The 18,272-nt window shown below is 69.5% G+C and carries 16 protein-coding genes; 8 read left to right on the plus strand and 8 right to left on the minus strand.

Features of this window, described 5'->3' with window-relative positions; genetic code table 11:
- Positions 1 to 142, minus strand: a 142-nt coding sequence (locus VHS75_RS19130) for a hypothetical protein (RefSeq protein WP_329640251.1), incomplete at its 3' end; no start/stop codon positions are given.
- Between the two features lie 220 nt (positions 143 to 362).
- Between VHS75_RS19130 and VHS75_RS19135 the strand changes: the two genes are divergently transcribed.
- Positions 363 to 1,298 carry a cell wall hydrolase gene (locus tag VHS75_RS19135; protein WP_329640210.1) on the plus strand — a complete coding sequence of 312 codons (936 nt, stop codon included), beginning with the start codon at positions 363 to 365 and terminating at the stop codon, positions 1,296 to 1,298.
- Between the two features lie 10 nt (positions 1,299 to 1,308).
- On the opposite strand, the gene VHS75_RS19140 is transcribed toward VHS75_RS19135, so the two are convergent.
- A complete protein-coding gene (locus VHS75_RS19140) occupies positions 1,309 to 2,250 on the minus strand; it encodes a GlxA family transcriptional regulator (RefSeq protein ID WP_329640211.1) in 942 nt (313 codons plus the stop codon).
- A gap of 177 nt (positions 2,251 to 2,427) precedes the next feature.
- On the opposite strand from VHS75_RS19140, the gene VHS75_RS19145 reads away from it, so the two are divergent.
- The 5 genes from VHS75_RS19145 to VHS75_RS19165 all read left to right on the plus strand — a co-directional run bounded on the left by VHS75_RS19145 (position 2,428) and on the right by VHS75_RS19165 (position 9,496).
- A complete protein-coding gene (locus tag VHS75_RS19145) occupies positions 2,428 to 3,381 on the plus strand; it encodes an aldo/keto reductase family protein (protein ID WP_329640212.1) in 954 nt (317 codons plus the stop codon).
- Between the two features lie 73 nt (positions 3,382 to 3,454).
- Positions 3,455 to 5,185 carry a c-type cytochrome gene (locus tag VHS75_RS19150; protein WP_329640213.1) on the plus strand — a complete coding sequence of 577 codons (1,731 nt, stop codon included), beginning with the start codon at positions 3,455 to 3,457 and terminating at the stop codon, positions 5,183 to 5,185.
- A 23-nt stretch (positions 5,186 to 5,208) separates the two neighbouring features.
- Positions 5,209 to 5,850 carry a YbhB/YbcL family Raf kinase inhibitor-like protein gene (locus VHS75_RS19155; RefSeq protein WP_329640214.1) on the plus strand — a complete coding sequence of 214 codons (642 nt, stop codon included), beginning with the start codon at positions 5,209 to 5,211 and terminating at the stop codon, positions 5,848 to 5,850.
- A gap of 88 nt (positions 5,851 to 5,938) precedes the next feature.
- On the plus strand, positions 5,939 to 7,549 hold the full coding sequence (locus tag VHS75_RS19160; protein WP_329640215.1) for an MDR family MFS transporter: 1,611 nt from the start codon (positions 5,939 to 5,941) through the stop codon (positions 7,547 to 7,549).
- Between the two features lie 108 nt (positions 7,550 to 7,657).
- Positions 7,658 to 9,496, plus strand: a complete 1,839-nt coding sequence (locus tag VHS75_RS19165; RefSeq protein ID WP_329640216.1) for a response regulator — start codon at positions 7,658 to 7,660, stop codon at positions 9,494 to 9,496.
- Between the two features lie 50 nt (positions 9,497 to 9,546).
- On the opposite strand, the gene nadC is transcribed toward VHS75_RS19165, so the two are convergent.
- From nadC to VHS75_RS19185, 4 genes are all read right to left on the minus strand, one after another.
- Positions 9,547 to 10,392, minus strand: a complete 846-nt coding sequence (gene nadC, locus VHS75_RS19170; protein ID WP_329640217.1) for a carboxylating nicotinate-nucleotide diphosphorylase — start codon at positions 10,390 to 10,392, stop codon at positions 9,547 to 9,549.
- A complete protein-coding gene (locus VHS75_RS19175; protein WP_329640218.1) occupies positions 10,389 to 11,912 on the minus strand; it encodes an L-aspartate oxidase in 1,524 nt (507 codons plus the stop codon). Before VHS75_RS19175 ends, nadC begins: the two co-directional genes overlap by 4 nt.
- A complete protein-coding gene (nadA, locus tag VHS75_RS19180) occupies positions 11,912 to 12,997 on the minus strand; it encodes a quinolinate synthase NadA (protein WP_329640219.1) in 1,086 nt (361 codons plus the stop codon). Before nadA ends, VHS75_RS19175 begins: the two co-directional genes overlap by 1 nt.
- 146 nt (positions 12,998 to 13,143) lie before the next feature.
- Positions 13,144 to 15,135 (minus strand): ATP-binding protein, encoded by a 1,992-nt coding sequence (locus VHS75_RS19185; RefSeq protein WP_329640220.1) that lies wholly within the window; start codon positions 15,133 to 15,135, stop codon positions 13,144 to 13,146.
- 261 nt (positions 15,136 to 15,396) lie between these two features.
- On the opposite strand from VHS75_RS19185, the gene VHS75_RS19190 reads away from it, so the two are divergent.
- Positions 15,397 to 16,530, plus strand: a complete 1,134-nt coding sequence (locus VHS75_RS19190) for a cell wall hydrolase (RefSeq protein ID WP_329640221.1) — start codon at positions 15,397 to 15,399, stop codon at positions 16,528 to 16,530.
- Here the strand turns inward: VHS75_RS19190 and VHS75_RS19195 are convergent.
- Together VHS75_RS19195 and trxB are read right to left on the minus strand one after the other, a co-directional pair.
- Entirely contained in the window at positions 16,527 to 17,021 is a 495-nt protein-coding gene (locus VHS75_RS19195; protein WP_329640222.1) for an N-acetyltransferase, read from the minus strand. The two genes, VHS75_RS19190 and VHS75_RS19195, sit on opposite strands and share 4 nt — an antisense overlap.
- On the minus strand, positions 17,018 to 18,031 hold the full coding sequence (trxB, locus tag VHS75_RS19200) for a thioredoxin-disulfide reductase (RefSeq protein ID WP_329640223.1): 1,014 nt from the start codon (positions 18,029 to 18,031) through the stop codon (positions 17,018 to 17,020). Before trxB ends, VHS75_RS19195 begins: the two co-directional genes overlap by 4 nt.
- A gap of 33 nt (positions 18,032 to 18,064) precedes the next feature.
- Between trxB and VHS75_RS19205 the strand changes: the two genes are divergently transcribed.
- Positions 18,065 to 18,259, plus strand: coding sequence for a hypothetical protein (locus tag VHS75_RS19205; protein WP_329640224.1), 195 nt, complete (start codon positions 18,065 to 18,067; stop codon positions 18,257 to 18,259).
- Positions 18,260 to 18,272: the final 13 nt, after the last annotated feature.

Here is an 18,272-nt window from a genome sequence, read left to right on the forward strand (position 1 = left end):
TGACCTTCGCGAGATAGATGTTGCCCTTTACCTGTTTTTTGGTCGACGACTCGAAATCGAACTCTTCGAGCCGGTTGCCGCTGAGCACCACAACCCGAGTCTCTTCGGGGTGGGCAGCGTCGATAAGCATGCGCTTTGCCATTCGGACGGAACTCCGGGACGCGCGGCTGCGACCGCTTCAGGAGCGGCCGGCGGCGCGGTGAGGTGAGATGAGAAGCGGGTGGCGTCTGCCATGGGAGCGTCGCGGAAATTGATCATCGGCATCGCGGCGACAATGTCGGGGGGCCAGAGTCGCCCTCGCCGTGCAGGACACGTTTGTTTTGTTTGCAGGAACGCAGGCCAGCGCCAATCGGCGCGGGCTGATGAGCGCCGCTTTGATGGGGTCCGGCTTTGGCCTGGCCCTGGGCGCGACCTATCTGATCGGCGGCATGGCCCAGGCCATTGGCGACCATCACCGAGCGGTCCGGATCGCGGAAGCGGCCGGCGGCGGGTTCTCGGAAACCATGTTGCAGCGCGAAATGGATCGCATGGATCCGGGCGCCCTGCGGCTGGCCCGGGCGCATGACGCCTTCGCCGCCGACGCCGCGACTGGCGTCGCCGCGAGCTGGCCGTTCCGGCCCGGCGTGCGGCAGCCGATCGGCGGTCGCGCGACGCCGTTGGCCAGCGCCCGCGAGCTCGATTGCCTGACCCAGTCGGTCTATTTCGAAGCCCGTGGGGAGACCCCGCGCGGCCAGGCCGCGGTGGCCCAGGTGGTGCTGAACCGCGTCGCCAACCCCAACTTCCCGAAGACCGTCTGCGGCGTGGTCTTCCAGGGCGCCGCCACCCACGGCTGCCAGTTCAGCTTCGCCTGCGACGGCTCCATGCGCCGTGGGCGCGAGCTCGGCGCCTGGGACCGCGCCCGCCAGGTGGCCGAACGCGCGCTTTCCGGCGTGTCGGTGGCCGGCATCGGTTCCGCGACGCACTTCCATACGATCGACTGTTCCCCGGACTGGGGACCGCAGATGCTGCGTGTGGCTCAGGTCGGCCTGCACGTCTTCTACCGCTTCAATCCGCACGCCCCGCTGAACCGGCCGGAGGATCAGCGTATGCTGGCCAGCCTGCCTATGGGCCCTGGCGCTAACCTGCGCCTCGCCACGGCGGTGTTGGAAAAGGCTTCGGACGTGACGGTGGCCGCCAGCGGTCTTGGTCCGGCGGCCTCGGCTCCCGAGGCCGAGGCTAAGGCCGCCGCCGTGAAGGGCGCGGACGTCGCCGCTAAGGCGCCGGAACCGGCGGCTCCGCAGCAGCCCGCGGAATCCTAACGCTCCGGCCCTAAGCCCTGGCCGCGCGACGCAACGCCTGCGGCGGCTGGCCGAAGGCGCGCAGGAAGGCGCGGCGCATACGTTCCGGGTCACCGAAGCCGGCGGCCAGCGCGACGCGGTCGATCGGCTCATGCCCCGCTTCGACCCGCACGCGCGCCGCCTCCAGCCGCAGCCGTTCGACCGCCTTGGCAGGGGTGACGCCTGTCTCGGCGGCGAAGGCGCGGGCGAAGTGGCGCGGGCTCATGGCCGCTCGGTCCGCCAGCCGCTCCACATGCAGCGGCTCAGCCAGCCGCTCGCGGATCCACTCCATCAGGTCGGCGAACCGGCCGTTGGGCCCGCCCATATCCAGTAGGGCGGAGAATTGCGACTGGCCGCCCGGCCGCCGCTGATGGACCACCAGCTGCTGGGCCGTCTGCTTGGCCACCTCGCCGCCCAGGTCGTCCTCGATCAGCGCCAGCGACAGGTCGATGCCGGCGGTGATCCCGGCCGAAGCCCAGACCTCGCCATCGCGTGTGAATATCCGGTCGGGCTCCAGCCGCACCCGCGGATAGCGCCGGGCGAAATCGTCGGACCGGCTCCAGTGGGTGGTGGCGCGCCGGCCATCCAACAGGCCGGCCTCGGCCAGGATGTACGCCCCGGAGCAGACGCTCGCCACGCGTCGCGCGCGCGGCGCTGCGGCCTTCAGCCAGGTCACGACCTCCGCGAGGGCGGGCAGATCACGCGTCCCGGCGCCGCCGGCGACGACGATCGTGTCGTAGGGCCCATCGCCGAGGCGCTCCGCCGCCAGGCTGACGCCCGCCGAACTCGCCACCGCGCCGGCCTGCGCCGCCAGGACCTCCAGCTCATAGCCGCCGCGCGCGATGCGGCCGGCGATGTCAAAGGCGCTGATCGGTCCGGCAGCGTCGAGCAGTTGAAATTGGGGGAAGATCACGAATGCGACGCGGCGGGTCATGGCGTAATCCGAGGGAAGAGCGAGTTTCCAGCCAACAGCTAGGCCTGGGATGATCCGTTCGTCAAATCCGCCTCAGTCGGCCTGATCTCGACGGTCCTCACCAGCGCAGCTTGCGCGCGCCAGGCGCCCTGGGTCTTATGCCGCCGCCCGATCGTCGGCCATCCCAGGACGCGTCTCATGAAGTACCGCAAGCTCGGCGCCAGCGACCTCGAGGTCTCGGAAATCTCCCTGGGCTCCTGGCTCACCTATGGGGTGGGCGTGAAGGAGGACGCGGCGCGGGCCTGCGTCGACAAAGCCTTCGACCTGGGCGTCAATTTCATCGACACGGCCAATGTCTATGGCCGCGGCGCCGCCGAGAGCGTGCTGGGCGAGACCCTCGCCGGCCGCAAGCGCGACAGCTACATCCTGGCCACCAAGGTGTTCGGCGCGATGAGCGACACCGACAAGGGCCTGTCGCGCGTCCAGATCCTGAAACAGATCGACGCCTCGCTGACGCGGCTGCGCACCGACTACGTCGACCTCTACCAGTGCCACCGCTACGACACGGAGACGCCGCTGGAAGAGACCATGGAGGCGTTGAGCGAGGTGGTCCGCGCAGGCAAGGCGCGGTGGATCGGCTTTTCCGAATGGTCGCCGGACCAGATCGAAGCGGCCTTCGCCATTCCAGGCGTCGAGCGGTTCGTCTCCAGCCAGCCGCAATATTCGCTGCTGTGGCGGCGGCCCGAGGCCAAGGTGATCCCGATCTCGGCGGCCAGCGGCGTCTCACAGATCGTCTGGTCGCCGCTGGCCCAGGGCGTGCTCTCCGGCAAGTACCGGCCGGGCGCGGCTCTGCCGGCCGACAGCCGCGGGGCTAGCGACTCCATGGGTAACGCCATGCAGACCTGGCTTGAGCCTTCGATCCTGGAAGCGGTGCAGAAGCTGAAGCCCCTGGCGGAGGAAGCCGGCTGCTCGCTGTCGCAATTCTCGCTGGCCTGGGTGCTGCGCGAGCCCAACGTCGCCTCGGCCATCGTCGGCGCGAGCCGGCCCGAGCAGCTGGAGGAGAACGCCGCCGCTTCCGGCCTGAGCGTCGACCCGGCGCTGTTCGCCAAGGCCGAAGCGATCGTCGCCGACGTCCGCCGCGCCGTGCGCTAGGCTAAGGCTTTCGGCGGCTTCGCCGAAGCGATAGGTAGAATGATTGCATATCGAATTGGGGTGGGGAATGCAGATGAACGCTAAGCTCAAGGCGGCGATCGCGATTGGGGCCGGATCGGCGATTCTCCTGGCGATGAGCGCGGGGCTGGCGGTCCAGGCGCAGCCCAAGGCGCCGGCGGGAACCGCGGCCTGTTCCGGCGGCGACACGGGTATCACGCTTCCGCCCGGCTTCTGCGCCACGGTGTTCGCCGACAATGTGGGCAATGTGCGCCACATAGCGGTCGCCGCCGACGGCACGCTCTACGGCAACCTGTGGAACGGCTCGTCCTACTTCCCGCGGGACAAGCCGCCCGCCGACGGCTTTCTGGTCGCCATTCAGGACACCGACCACGACGGCAAGGCCGATAAGGTCACGCATTTCGGCCAGACCCCGGCTGAGGGCTCCAAGGGCGGCACCGGCATCGGGCTCTACAAGGGCTTCGTCTATGCGGAGATGAACGACAAGATCGTCCGCTATCCGCTGGCGGCGGGCTCGGTGGTCCCCGCCAACAAGCCGGAAGTCGTGGTGTCGGGCCTGCCACTGGGCGGCGACCATCCGATGCATCCCTTCGTGATCGACGCCAAGGGTCAGATGTTCGTCGACATGGGCACGGCGACCAACTCCTGCCAGCCGAAGAACCGGGTGGCCGGCGTACCGGGCAATGAGCCCTGCACGGAGCTGGAAACCCGCGGGGGCACCTGGCTCTATTCCGCCGACAAGCTGGATCAGAAGTTCACGCCGGCCGAGCGCTACGCCACCGGCATCCGCAATGGGATGGGCCTGTCGCTCGACGCCCAGGGCCGCATCTTCGCCACTCAGCACGGCCGCGACCAGCTCCTGCAGAACTGGCCCAAGCTCTACGCCGACGCCAAGATGACCACCGAGCTGCCCGCCGAAGAGCTGATGCTGGAGACCAAGGGCGGCGACTACGGCTGGCCGTTCTGCTACTACGACAACTTCCAGAAGAAGCTGGTGCTGGCCCCGGAATACGGCGGCGACGGCGGCAAGGCCGTGGGCGTCTGCGCCGGCAAGATCGCGCCGGTCGCGGCCTTCCCGGCCCACTGGGCGCCCAACGACCTGCAGATCTACAAGGCCACCGCCTTCCCCAAGGCCTATCAGGGCGGCGCCTTCATCGCGTTCCACGGCTCGTGGAACCGCGCGCCGGCCGCCCAGGACGGCTTCAACGTGGTCTTCCAGCCGCTGAAAGACGGCAAGGCGTCCGGGAATTACGTGGTCTTCGCCGACGGTTTCGCCGGCCCCAACAAGGCCTCGGGCAAGGCGGTGTTCCGGCCCAGCGGCCTGGCCGTCGGGCCCGACGGCGCGCTCTACATCTCCGACGACGTGAAGGGCCGCATCTGGCGGGTGACCTACCAGGGCCCGCCCAGCGCCCCGGTCACGGCTGCGCCTGAGCCCACTTACGCCCAACCCGCCGCTCCGGCGGCCGGCGCGGGCGTCCTGCCTGTGCCGCCTGGCGCGACCGCCGAGCAGGTCGCCAAGGGCATGGCGCTCTTCCAGGGCGGCAGCTGCGGCGCGTGTCACGGCAAGGACGCCGCCGGGGGTTCGATCGGCCCGCCCCTGACGACCGGCAGTCCGCTGTGGACCGACGGCAGCCTGGCCCAGATCACCGACCTGATCACCAAGGGCGTCCCAGCGCCCAAGCAGTACCGTAGCCCGATGCCGCCGATGGGCGGGGCGCAGCTGTCGCCGGACGACCTGGCGGCGGTCAGCGCCTATGTCTGGGCGATCGGCCACCAGAAGAAATAACAAGACCGACAAGGGAGAGACTGATGAACACGCCCCTTCGCATCGCGGCCTGCGCCGCAATGCTCGGCCTGGCCGCGGCGCCCGCGCTCGCCCAGGTCAGCCGCTCGACCCCCGGTCAGCCGGAGGCGCGCACCGCGCTCGACCTGATGCCGGCCAAGACCAAGCTCGCGGTCACTACCCCCGCCTTCAAGGACGGCGGCGACATCCCCTTTGAGAACACCCAGTACCGGACCAACACCTTTCCGGGCCTGAACTGGACCAAGGGGCCGGCGGCGACGAAATCCTACGTTCTGATCATGCAGGACAATGACCTCCTGGCGCGCGGCGCGCCCGTGCTGCACTGGACGATGTTCAACATCCCGGCCGGCGTGACCAAGCTGGAGGTCGGCATGACCACGCCGCCCGCCGGCTCCGGCTATGGCCCCAACTACAAGGGCGCCGCCCAGGCCTACACCGGCCCGCGCACGCCGCCAGGCCCGAAGGATCACTACCATTTCGAGATCTTCGCGCTCGACACCACGGTGCCCGATCCCGGCAAGGACTACGCCGCGCTCACCGCCGCCATGGCCGGCCACGTGCTGGCCAGCGGTGAGGTGGTGGGCCTGGGCGAGAAGGACCCGATGGCGCCCGATCCGGCGCCGCGGCCCGCGCCGCCGAAACAATAGGCGGAATCTCTGCGACGCCACGGTTGTCGCGCCGCGCGCCATACCTAGGTTATGAATCCAGGGAATCGGCGTTGGGGGGCGCAAAACCGTGAGTGCGACGGAATTCACCGACATTGAGAAGCGGGTCACGCTGTGGGGCGTCGCCATCGTCTTCCTGCTGTCGGCGCTCGATCAGACGATCGTGGCCACCGCCATGCCGCGGATCATCTCGGAGCTGAACGGCCTGGCGCTCTACAGCTGGGTGACCACGGCGTACTTGCTGTCGTCGACGGTGATGGTGCCGATCTGGGGCAAGCTGGGCGACCTCTTCGGACGCAAGCCCGTGCTGCTGGCCGGCATCCTGTTCTTCCTGGCGGGGTCCTGGCTCTCCGGCCTTTCCGGCGAGTTCGGGCCGTTGCCGATCATCGGCGGCGGCATGGTTCAGCTGATCGTCTTCCGCGCCCTCCAGGGGATCGGCGGCGGGGCGCTGTTCACCACCGCGTTCGCGATCATCGGCGACCTCTATCCGCCGCGCGAGCGGGGCAAGATCGGCGGCATGTTCGGAGCGGTCTTCGGGCTCTCCAGCACCATCGGCCCCTTGATCGGCGGCTACTTCACCGACCACGGCACCTGGACGCTCGCGGGCCATGTGATCGCCGGCTGGCGCTGGGTGTTCTACATCAACCTGCCGCTTTCGATCCTGTCGCTCTTCATGATCATCGTGAAGATGCCGAAGATGAGCCACCAAGCGAAGGGCAAGATCGACTTCATCGGCGCGGGCCTGATCATAGCCACGGTGGTGCCGCTACTGCTGGCGCTCACCTTTGGCGGCCACCAGTACCCCTGGGGATCGGCGATTGAGCTGAGCCTGTTCGGCGGTTCGGCGCTGGGGCTGGTGCTCTACATCGTCAACGAGCGGTTCGCCTCGGATCCGATCCTGCCCCTGGAGCTGTTCAAGAACCGGGTGTTCTCGACAGCCAACCTGGCGGGGTTCCTGGTCTCCATGTCGTTCATGAGCACGGTAGCCTTCCTGCCGCTGTTCCAGCAGCTGGGGCAGGGCGTGGCGGCCACCACCAGCGGGCTGGCGCAACTGCCGCTGATGTTCGGGCTGTTCGGCTCGTCGATCCTGTGCGGGCGCATGGTCAGCCAGACCGGCAAGTACAAGGCCTTCATGATCGGCGGCTTGGTGCTGACCTTCGCCGGCATCTGGCTGCTCAGCCGCATGCATGCCGACACCTCGCGGCTGGACCTGGCCTGGCGGATGCTGGTGCTGGGCATCGGCCTAGGCCCCGGCCAGAGCCTGTTCTCGCTGGCCATACAGAACGCCATGCCGATCAGCCAGTTGGGCGTGGTGACCTCGTCCAGCCAATTCTTCCGTCAGATCGGCTCGACCATGGGGGTGGCGATCTTCGGCACCTTCCTGACCGCCAACCTGAATTCGGGGCTGGGCAAGATCATGCCGGGCGTCGATGTGGGCAAGCTGCGCGCCATGGGCGGGGCGGCGCATGCGGGCGCCGCGCCAGTGTTGCCGATGTTCATCAAGGTGATCATCTCCGACGCGATCACCAACGTCTTCTTCCTGGGCCTCTATGTGGTGGCTGTGGCGTTCCTGGTGACGCTGTTGATCCCCAACGTGCCGATGCGCGACCGCAGCCTGATGGGCGCGCAGGCCTCGAAGAAGGACGGCGAGACCGTCATTCCCGCTGAGGCTCATCTCTAAGGCGCGCCACAGTCTAGGTAGTATTGCTATGACGTAGTGTCGCAGTCGCCCTCACGTCCGCGTTAAGGCGGTGGCGCTAGTGTTAGGCCCTCAGAACAGGGGCTACCGATGCGGGCGACAAGCCGTAGGATATTTGCGGAACTGCTGACGGGCCTCGGCGCCCTGGTCCTTGCGGTGCTCGCTCAGGGGGTGATCGTTTGGGCGACGATCGACCGCCTGCAGGCGCTGGACGCGGCCGACGATGAGGCGCGCACGGAGCTGCTTCAATACGGCGTCATGATCGAGGCGGTGCAGGATCAGGAGGCCGGGGTGGCCGGCTTCGCGGTCAGCCGGGATCCGGCCTATCTGCGGATGTACGAGAACGGTCGCCGGCGGTACGACGCGGGCCTGCCGCGCCTGATCGAGCTGGCCAGCGACGACCCGAAGTTCATGCGCGACTGCGTCGCCGACGTCTCCGTCCAGGTCCACCGTTGGACCGACACGGTCGCTTGGCCGCAGATTGGCGCGGCCCGCTCCGGCCGCCGTTTGTCCGGCGCGCCGACCGGCAGAGCCGAGATGGACGCCATCCGCAACGATTTCGCCGTGCTGCGCTTCCACGAGATGCGCCGGCTTCAAGAGCGCGACGGCTCTTGGAACGCCGCCTTCTGGCGGAGTCGATTGACCTTGCTGTTGGGCTCGGGCGTGGCCCTGGCCTTCGCCATCCTGATCGCCGCCCGGTCGCTGCGGCGGCTTGTCCAGCAGCAACAGGCGGCGCACGCCGCGGCCACACGGCTGGCCGACGCCCTCGACCGGGCCCACGCCGCCGAGCGGGCCAAGACGCTGTTTCTCTCCAACATGAGCCACGAGATGCGCACGCCGCTCAATGGCGTCGTCGGCATGGCCGAGGTGCTGAGCCGGACGGGGCTTACGGCGGCGCAGCGGGACTTGCTGGATGTGATCTGCGCTTCGGCAGGAACCCTCGACGGGTTGATCGGGAATCTCCTAGCGCTATCGAGCGGGGCGGGCCGCGACCACGCGGTCGCGACGCTGAGCTTTGCGCTCGGAGATACGCTCCGCAGCGTCGCCGCCGAGCATCGGCTGCAGGCGGAACTGAAGGGTCTTCAGCTCGACCTGCGGGTCGATCAGCGGGCAGAGGTCGATGTGACCGGCGACAGCGCGCGGTTGGAGCAGCTTCTCGATTGCCTGCTCTCCAACGCCATCAAATTCACTGAGAGCGGCCGGATCGGCGTCGAGCTCGAGCTCCTCGACGCCGGACGCTACCGCTTCCAGGTCGCCGACACCGGCGTCGGCTTTGACGAGACGCGCAAGACCGAGCTGTTCGAGACCTTCTCCCAGTCCGACGACAGCGCCACACGGCGGCATGGCGGGGCTGGCCTCGGTCTGGCCCTGGCCCGCCAGCTGGCGGCTGACCTGGGTGGCGAGTTGGATTGCCACTCGGCGCCCGGCGGGGGATCTGTGTTCAGCTTTGATATCGAACTCCCGACCGTCGGCGTCAAGATCGACACCCTGCCCGCGCAGGCCGCGCCGATAGACGACGCGCCGCCGCGCATCCTGGTGGTCGACGACCATCCCACCAACCGCAAGGTGCTCGAGCTGATCCTCGATCAGGTTGGGGCCGAATGGGTCTCCGTCGAGAACGGCCAGCAGGCGGTGAACGCCTGCGCGCTACAGGACTTCGCGGTGATCCTGATGGACATCCAGATGCCGGTGATGGACGGCCTTACCGCCACCCGCGAGATCCGGCGTCAGGAACGGGCGGCGGGCCGGCCGGCGGTTCCGGTGATCATCGTCTCCGCCAGCGGCCAAGCCGATCACGTTCAGGCCGGCCGCGCCGCGGGAGCTCAGATGCACCTGACCAAGCCGGTCAACGCCGAGGCTCTGATCGACGCCGTCAACACCGTCCTGGCCGAGCCGGAGCCGCGGGCCGCAACCGCTGTGGCGGCCTGACGCCCGTCGCCGTGGAGCGACGTTCGGCGCTCGACAACCACGTCCCTACGTCAAGCAGCGTCCAGGCCGATATCGAGGACGACGGCCGAGTGGGTGAGGGCGCCGACGCTGATCACGTCCACGCCGGTTTCGGCGATGGCGCGCACCGTCTCGAGATTCACGCCGCCGGACGCCTCCAGCACCGCGCGGCCGGCGGTGCGGCGAACGGCCTCCGCCAGGTCGGAGAGCGCGAAATTGTCGAGCATCACGACGTCGGGGCCATACTTCAGGGCGTCCTCGAGCTGGCCCAGTCCGTCGATCTCCACCTCGACCTTCATCAGGTGGCCGACAGCGGCCTTGGCGCGGCGCACGGCCTCGCCGACTGAGCCGCAGGCCGCGATGTGGTTGTCCTTGATCAGGATCGCGTCATCCAGCCCGAAGCGGTGGTTCACCCCGCCGCCGCAGCGCACGGCGTATTTCTCAAGCGCCCGCAATCCCGGCGTCGTCTTCCGCGTATCCACGATGATAGCGCCGGTCCCTTCGACCAGGTCGACGTAGGCGCGGGTGAGGCTGGCGACGCCGGATAGGCGGCCCAGCAGGTTCAGGCCGACGCGTTCGGCGCTCAGCAGGGCTCGCGCATTGGCGTCCACCCAGGCCAACTTGTCGCCGGGGCCGACCCGCGCGCCGTCCTCGACGACCGCCTTGAAGTCGGCGCTGGGATCGAGCGCGGCGATGGCGAGCCGCGCGCAGGCCAGACCCGCCACCACGCCGCTCTGGCGGCTGGCGAACACGCATCGCAGCCGCGCCTCGGCCGGCACACAGGCCTGGGAGGTGACGTCGCCCGCCCGTCCCAGGTCCTCCGCCAGCGCAGCCTGGACGACAGGCGCGATCAGCAAGTCCGGCAGGGGCTCGATCATTCGGCGGCGTACTTCCAGGCGCGGGGCAGGATGTCGGGGAGGCGGACGAAAGTCCGCCGCGGCTCGGCATCGGTCGCCGGCGCGTCGGTGCGGAAATGGCCCCCACGGCTTTCGGCGCGCGCCAGTGCTGAGGCGGCCACGAGTCGGGCGGCCGCCAACTCGGCGGTGCGTCCGTACTGAGCGACGAGGCCCTCGATTTCGTCCAGCAGCCGCAGCAGGCCGTCAGCCGATCGGATGACGCCAGCGTCGCGGCTCATGGCTTGGCGCAGCCGCTGAACGGCGTCATGGGGCAACGACGGAGCAACCAGCCGAACCAATCGCGTCGGGTTTGGCTCAGGCGCCGCGGCCGCCGCGCGGCCGGCCCGCGCGCCGAAGACAGCGGCCTCCAGCAGCGAGTTGGAGGCCAGGCGATTGGCCCCATGCACCCCGGTCGAGGCGCACTCGCCGGCCGCGTAGAGGCCAGGCAACGAGGTCGCTCCGTCCGCATCGGTGGCGATCCCGCCCATGTGGTAGTGGCAGGCAGGCGCGACGGGGATCGGCTCCATCCGCGGATCGACACCGCCGGCCATACAGGCGGCGAACACCGCCGGGAACGCTTCGGGGAAGTGTGTGCCGACGGCTTCGCGGGCGTCGAGGAAGGCGCCGCGTCCGGCTTCGCGCTCGGCGTGGATGGCGCGGGCCACCACGTCGCGCGGCGCGAGCTCGGCGTCGGGGTGATAGGCGGCCATGAACTGCGCCCCGTCGGCGTTGATCAGCACCGCGCCTTCGCCGCGCAGGGCCTCGGTCGCCAGCGGGGCCGGATCGCGGCCGATGTCGATGGCGGTGGGGTGGAACTGCACGAACTCCGGGTCGGCGATCACCGCGCCAGCCAGGGCCGCGAGGCCGAGGCCCTCGCCCTTGAGCTCGGCGGGCGTGGTGGTCACGGCATAGAGGCCGCCGACGCCGCCGGTGGCCAGGATCGTCGCGGATGCCGCGATCTCGACCAGGACGCCGTTGTGCTCGCAGATCACGCCGCGCACGCCGCCGGCGGCGTCCTGCAGCAGGCCGCGAAGGCGATGGCCGGCGCGCACCTCGATGTGTGGCGCCGCCAGCGCCGCAACGATCACTGCACGCATGATCTCAGCGCCCGCCTGGTCGCCCTTCACCCGGGCGACGCGAGGGCGCGAATGCGCCGCCTCCAGGCTCTGGGCGAACCCGCCGTCCGCCGCGCGGTCGAAGGGCGCGCCGAGGGCCGCCAGAGCGCGGACGGCGGCGGGGCCTTCCGCGGTGAGCAGGCGCGCCATGGCCGCGTCCACCAGGCCTGCGCCGGCTGCGATGGTGTCTTCGGCGTGCCGCTCGGTCGTGTCGCCGTCGGAGAGCGCCGCCGCCATTCCGCCCTGGGCCCAGGCCGACGAGCACCCCTTGCTCAGCGGCGCGTCGGTCAGCACCAGCGCCTTGCGCGGATTGGCGGCCAGGGCCGCGGAAAGCCCGGCCAGGCCGGCGCCGACGATCAGCACCCCGTCATGGACAAGGCGGCTCATCAGATCAGCTCGACGTCGACGTGGTAGCGCGCCTTGACCAGGTCGTAGCGGGCGGGGACAGCCGGCGGCGGCAGGTCGACCATCCGCTGCACGGCCAGCCGCGCCCGCTCGGCGATGATGGGGTCCACGGTCACCTCGTGGAGGCCGTGGAGCAGGGACTCGTAGATGTTCTCCAGCGTGATCCGCTTCATGTGCGGGCAGAGGTTGCAGGGCCGCACGAACTCGGTGTCCGGGGCGTCGGCGGCGACGTTGTCGGCCATCGAGCATTCGGTGATCAGCACCACGCGCTTCGGCTTCCGCGTCAGGACATAGTCGTTCATCGCCGCCGTGGAGCCGGCGAAATCGGAGACCGCGATCACCTCGGCCGGACACTCGGGGTGGGCCAGCACCTCGGCGTCGGGATAGGCCGCTTTGATCTCGAGGATATCTTCGGCGGTGAAGCGCTCGTGCACCTCGCAGCGGCCCTGCCAGGCGATGATCCTGATATCCGTCTGGCGCGCTACATTGCGGGCCAGGAACTCATCGGGGATCAGGATGACGCGGTCGGTTCCGAACAGCCGCGCGGCTTCCTCGACCACCTGCACCGCGTTGGCGGAGGTGCAGCAGATGTCGGTCTCGGCCTTCACCTCCGCGGTGGTGTTCACGTAGGTCACCACCGGCACGCCGGGATAGCGCTGCTTGATCAGGCGCACGTCGGCGCCGGTGATCGAGGCGGCGAGGCTGCAGCCGGCGCGCAGGTCCGGGATCAGGACGGTCTTTTCGGGGCTGAGGATTTTCGAGGTCTCGGCCATGAAGTGCACGCCGGCCTGCACGATCACCTTGGCCTTGGACTTGGCGGCTTCCTTGGCCAGGCCCAGGCTGTCGCCGACGTAGTCGCCGACCCCGTGGAATATCTCAGGCGTCATATAATTGTGCGCCAGGATCACCGCGTCCTTCTCGGCCTTCAGGCGGTTGATGGCGGCGATCAGCGGCGCCTGGGCGCGCCATTCCATCGGCGTGACGTGGCGGCGGACCTTCTGCCAGATCGGCGCGGTCTCGATCTCGACCTCGGGGGTGAATGCGAACTGGAACCCGTCGGCGGCCATGCAAGCCTCCTTATGCTCAATTTGAGCATTTCATCGGACTAAAAAGACGCCAGACGAGACGATCGCTGGCGCTAGTTATGCTCAGTTCGAGCAAAACCGGTGAACGAGATATAGACCGCTCCCGCGATTTCGCAAGTCACGGATTGCTACACGGTTGCGGGAGCCTTCCGCATCACCGCGTCGATCACCGCCGCCAGGGCCTCGGCGGGGTAGGGTTTGGCGAGCAGGGGCCAGGGCGCCTCGGCCGCCGCGCCCAGGGTCTCCCCGGTGTAGCCGGAGGTCAGGATCACCGGCAGGCCAGGACGCAGCGCGACGGCGGCGTGGGCCAGTTCGACCCCGTTCATGCCGCCGGGCATGATCAGGTCGGTGAGCATCAGGTCGATGCGGTCCTTGCGCCCCAGGATCTCGATGGCCGGCGCGGCGGCGTCGGCGCGCAGCACCTCATGGCCCAGGTCCGAGAGCATGGCCTCGACCATCTCGCCGACGCTGGCGTCGTCCTCGACCAGCAGCACGCGGCGCGCGGGGCCGCGCGCGGCGGTCGGGGTCTCTGGCGTGGCGATCGTTCGGGCTACGGCGTCCTCAACCCGGGGCAGATAAATCCGCAGGGTTGCGCCCTTGCCGGGCGCGCTTTCGACGATCGCCGCGCCGCCGCTCTGGCGCGCGAAGCCGTAGACCTGGCTGAGGCCCAGCCCCGTGCCGCGGCCAGGTTCCTTGGTGGTGAAGAAGGGCTCGAACACCCGGCCGGCGGTGTCGGCGTTCATGCCCGCGCCGGTGTCGTGCACCGAGACGCAGAGATAGTCGCCGGCCGGCGCGTCCTCCGCTTCCCCGGCCGCCAGGACGCAAGGGTGGGTCTCGACGCGGATGCCGCCGCCGGGCGGTGTCGCGTCCCGCGCATTGACCACCAGGTTCATCACCGCCGCTTCGAACTGGCTGGGGTCGATGTTGCAGACGCCGCCCGGCGCGCCGGCCTCCACGGTGAGCGTGACGGCTTCGCCGACCGCGCGGCGCAGCAGAGGCTCGCTCTCGATCAGCAGTTCGTCGATGGAAACCAGCTCGGGCTTCAGCGCCTGGCGCCGGGAGAAGGCCAGCAGCTGCTGGGTCAGCCGCTCGCCGCGTTTGGCCGCGCCCTGGGCCGCCTCGATCATCCGTTCGCGCCGGGCGGCGTCGCCGGGGTGGCGCTGGATCAGGTCGAGCGCGCCGATGATGACGGTGAGCAGGTTGTTGAAGTCGTGCGCCACGCCGCCGGTGAGCTGGCCCACCGCCTCGAGCTTCTGGGCGCGGCGCAGCGCCGCCTCCGCCTCGTCGCGCTCGCTGAGCGCGGCCTGCACCCGCTCGGCCAGCAGGTCGTTGATTCGGCTAAGGTCGGCCTGGGCGCGCTTGGCGTCGGAAATGTCATAGCCGACGCCGATGTAGCCGGTGTGCTCGCCGTCCGGTGCGAAGCGGCGCTGTGAGATCGAGCGGATCCAGGGGTACTCGCCGTTGCTGCGGCGGTAGCGGGCCTCCCAGATGAAGTCGCCGCCGCCGGCGATGCTCTTCGCCTCTTCGGCCGCGATGCGATCGAGGTCGTCGGGGTGGATCAGGGCGCGCCAGTCGAACCGCATCGCCTCGTCGTAGCCCAGGCCCAGGAAGTCCAGGTAGGCGCGGTTCACGAACTCTCGCGTTCCGGCGAGGCTGGACACCCACATCAGGACCGGCGCGCTGTCGGCCAGGGTTCGGAAACGGGCCTCCGTGGCGATCAGGTCGGCCTGCACCTTGGCCTCGGCGGCCTTGGATTCGTCCAGCCGCAGCAGGGCCTCGCGCAGCCCCTGGGCCACCAGCACCGTGGCGACGCCCGACAGGCCGAACTGCAGGATCACCGCGTCCCGCGACAGGGTCGAGACGACGGCGGTCGTCTGGAAATAGCCCATCACCATGATGAAGCCGAGGGAGGCCCAGCCCCAGCGAGGCCCCGCGTAGAGGGTCGCCAGGATGAAGGCCGGGAAATAGGTCGCCGAGATGCCGGTGGCGTTGGCGAAGCCTAGCAACAGGCCGCGGATGACGATGGCGCCGGCGAACGCCGCCAGGGTGATCAGGGTCGCTTGCCAAAGCGGCGGGGAGCGCCGGGGAACAAAACGCAGCGGCCACTCGGACGGCGTCATTCGGGGGCCTCTCCGGCACGCGATCTGCAAGCGGCGCCTGCGGAGCCAGAATGGGAGCCCTGGCGGCGGGGCGCAACCGGGGATATGACACTCGGCCGCCACGGGAACCGTCCCGTTCTGGCGCCGCTTGTTCATGTTGTGGCCGAGTTGCGGCCTAACCCGGGACGAATTGCTGGGTTCAGGTTCGAAGGGCTGAGACAGGGAAGAGACAAGATCTTCAAGGCTCTCGACAGATGGCGCCGCGCCGGCCTGGCGGCGGCCTTGGCCGGTTTGGCGCTCTGCGCCTGCCAGCCGGCGGCCGAGCACGCCTCGTCGGGGGTCCGCGCGCCGGACGCCCATGCGCTGGCCGCCCAGGGCCTGTCCGACCCGGCGTTCATCGCGGCCACGGCGAACCTCGATCCCGGCGTCCGCGACATCGCGCGCCGTCACGATCCGGCGCTGCGCCGCGCCGACCTCTGGGGCCGGCCGCTCGGCTGGAGCAACCTCGACCTTCGGGCCGTGCCCGACCTGGGGTTCTCGACCCAGGAAGGCGAGGGCGCGGTGGCGATCAACAACCTTCGCCCCTTCGCCGGGCTGCCGATCCGCCCGATGCGGCCCTTCGTGCTGAACGCCGGCGCTGACGACAGCGCGCGTGCGCTGCACTGCATGACCCAGGCGATCTACTTCGAGGCCGCCCGCGAGCCGATCCGGGGCCAACAGGCGGTGGCCCAGGTGGTGCTGAACCGCGTGCGCCACCCGGCCTATCCGCACTCGGTCTGCGGCGTCGTCTATCAGGGCTCGGCCCGGCCGACCGGCTGCCAGTTCACCTTCACCTGTGACGGCGCCCTGCGCTGGGCGCCGCAGCCGGCCTTGTGGAAGCAGGCGCAGGAGGTGGCCAGGAAGGCCCTGGCCGGCTTCGTCGACAAGGACGTGGGTTCGGCCACCCACTATCACGCCGCCTACGTCGTGCCTTACTGGGCGCCGACGCTGGTGAAGATGACCCAGGTGGGCCAGCACATCTTCTACCGCTGGACCGGTCCCTGGGGCGAACCGCCGGCGTTCAACAACCGCTATGAGGGGCGCGAGTCCGAGCTGTCGCCGCAACTTCTGGCCAGCCTCGATCCGCGCACCCAGGGCTATCTGGCGGCCCAGGCGCAGGGTCCCGCCGAGCGCCAGATCACTCTCGCGGTCGCCGGTGAGGTGCGCACCTACACGGTCGCCGACCCGACCACGCCGTCCGGCGAGCGCACCCGGGTCATGGGCGTACTCTATCCCGCCCACCGTCAGCCGACGCCGGACGAGGTCAAGCGGATCAACGACAGCTTGGCGGCGATGGAAAAGGGCCAGGACGCCTCGGCCGCCGCGCCGGCCAAGCCTGTGGCGACCGGCGTCAAGACGCCGGGCGACGAAAACTAGCCGACGCCGAACGCGCTGGGGTAGGCGACGGTCAACCGCACCGAGAAGGCGCCGTCCTCCAGGGCCAGCGCCTGAAACGCGGGCATTCCCCGGAAGGGCGCGGCCACATCCGCCGCGGCGTCTGCCGAAAAGCCGAAGCGGCTGTAGTAGGCGGGATCGCCCAGCACTAGGAGGCCGTGGCAGCCAAACTCCCTGGCGCTGTCGAGGCCGGCGCGGACCAGGCCTGAGCCCAGGCCCTTGCCCTGCCGGTCGGGGCGAACGGCGAGCGGCGCGAGCGCGCCATAGAGTCCCGTGCGATCGGCCCACATGCGGCTGAAGGCGATGTGGCCCTGAACCGCGCCGTCGTCCTCGGCCACCAGCTCGAACAAGGTGTCGCCGTCCGCGCGCAGCCGCGCCACCAGCTCGGCCTCGTCAGCGCGTCCGAAAGCGCCGGCGACAACCTCGGCGATGGCGGCGTGATCCGCAGGCGTGGCGTAGCGGACCCGGGTCACCAGACGCCGATCTTCTCCGCCTCGTGGTGGCTGATCGGATGGTGCGCCTTGCGGTGGTCTTCCTCGGCCAGGAAGCGCACGGCCTCCAGCGCGGCCATGCAGCCCATGCCGGCCGCGGTGACCGCCTGGCGGTAGATGTCGTCGGTGACGTCGCCGGCGGCGTAGACGCCCTCGATCGCGGTCGAGGCCGAGCCCGCCTTCACCTTCAGATAGCCCGCGGCGTCCATCTCCAGCTGGCCCTTGAACAGCTCCGAGGCCGGGGCGTGGCCGATGGCCACGAAGACGCCGTCGCAGGCCAAGTCCGTCGTCTCTCCGGTCTTGAGGTTCTTCAGCCTGACGCCGGTGACGCCGACAGGGTCGGTGACGCCGGTCACCTCGTCGATCACGCTGTCCCAGACCACCTCGATCTTGGCGTGATGGAACAGCCGCTCCTGCAGGATCTTCTCGGCGCGGAATTCGTCCTTGCGGTGCACGACCGTGACCTTTGAGGCGAAGTTGGTGAGGAAGAGAGCCTCCTCGACGGCGGTGTTACCGCCGCCCACGACCACCACCTCCTTGCCGCGATAGAAGAAGCCGTCGCAGGTGGCGCAGGCCGAGACGCCGAAGCCCTGGAAGGTCTGCTCCGAGGGCAGGCCGAGCCACTTGGCCTGGGCGCCGGTGGCGATGATCAGGGTCTCGGCCAGCCAGACCTGGCCGCTGTCGGTGGTCAGGCGGAAGGGCCGCTTCGAGAGGTCCGCGCTCAGCACGATGTCGTTGACGATCTCCGTGCCCACATGCTCGGCCTGGGCCTGCATCTGGTCCATCAGCCACGGGCCCTGGATCACGTCGGCGAAGCCCGGATAGTTCTCCACGTCGGTGGTGATGGTCAGCTGCCCGCCGGGCTGGATCCCCTGGATCAGCACGGGGTTGAGCAGCGCGCGCGCGGCATAGACGGCGGCGGTATAGCCGGCCGGGCCGGAGCCCACGATGAGGCAGCGGACGGAACGGGGTTCGGAACGATCTTCAGACATGGCCCTTATGTAGGTGCGATTCTGGAGCGCCACATGCAAGACGAATTGAAGACCGCCGGTGTCGTCGGCCTGGTCGGCGCAGCCCTTGGCGCGGGCGTGGCTCTGGGCCTGGGGCTGCGGCTGTTTTCCGCGGTGGCCATGGTGGGCCTTGGGACGGGCATCGCGCTGGGGCTGGTGGCCGGAACGCAACCGCGCACGGTCGAGATGCCGCCGCCGTCGAAGCTCTAGCTACAGGCTCAAC

This window comes from Phenylobacterium sp., from assembly GCF_036264965.1.
Classification (GTDB): Bacteria; Pseudomonadota; Alphaproteobacteria; order Caulobacterales; family Caulobacteraceae; genus Phenylobacterium.

Excerpts from the sequence above, each read along its gene's own strand:
- VHS75_RS19145 (WP_329640212.1), top strand. The coding sequence starts at position 2,428 with ATGAAGTACCGCAAGCTCGGCGCCAGCGACCTCGAGGTCTCGGAAATC.
- nadC (WP_329640217.1), bottom strand. The coding sequence starts at position 10,392 with ATGATCGAGCCCCTGCCGGACTTGCTGATCGCGCCTGTCGTCCAGGCT.
- nadA (WP_329640219.1), bottom strand. The coding sequence starts at position 12,997 with ATGGCCGCCGACGGGTTCCAGTTCGCATTCACCCCCGAGGTCGAGATC.
- VHS75_RS19175 (WP_329640218.1), bottom strand. The coding sequence starts at position 11,912 with ATGAGCCGCCTTGTCCATGACGGGGTGCTGATCGTCGGCGCCGGCCTG.
- VHS75_RS19185 (WP_329640220.1), bottom strand. The coding sequence starts at position 15,135 with ATGACGCCGTCCGAGTGGCCGCTGCGTTTTGTTCCCCGGCGCTCCCCG.
- VHS75_RS19155 (WP_329640214.1), top strand. The coding sequence starts at position 5,209 with ATGAACACGCCCCTTCGCATCGCGGCCTGCGCCGCAATGCTCGGCCTG.
- trxB (WP_329640223.1), bottom strand. The coding sequence starts at position 18,031 with ATGTCTGAAGATCGTTCCGAACCCCGTTCCGTCCGCTGCCTCATCGTG.
- VHS75_RS19150 (WP_329640213.1), top strand. The coding sequence starts at position 3,455 with ATGAACGCTAAGCTCAAGGCGGCGATCGCGATTGGGGCCGGATCGGCG.
- VHS75_RS19165 (WP_329640216.1), top strand. The coding sequence starts at position 7,658 with ATGCGGGCGACAAGCCGTAGGATATTTGCGGAACTGCTGACGGGCCTC.
- VHS75_RS19135 (WP_329640210.1), top strand. The coding sequence starts at position 363 with ATGAGCGCCGCTTTGATGGGGTCCGGCTTTGGCCTGGCCCTGGGCGCG.
- VHS75_RS19205 (WP_329640224.1), top strand. The coding sequence starts at position 18,065 with ATGCAAGACGAATTGAAGACCGCCGGTGTCGTCGGCCTGGTCGGCGCA.
- VHS75_RS19140 (WP_329640211.1), bottom strand. The coding sequence starts at position 2,250 with ATGACCCGCCGCGTCGCATTCGTGATCTTCCCCCAATTTCAACTGCTC.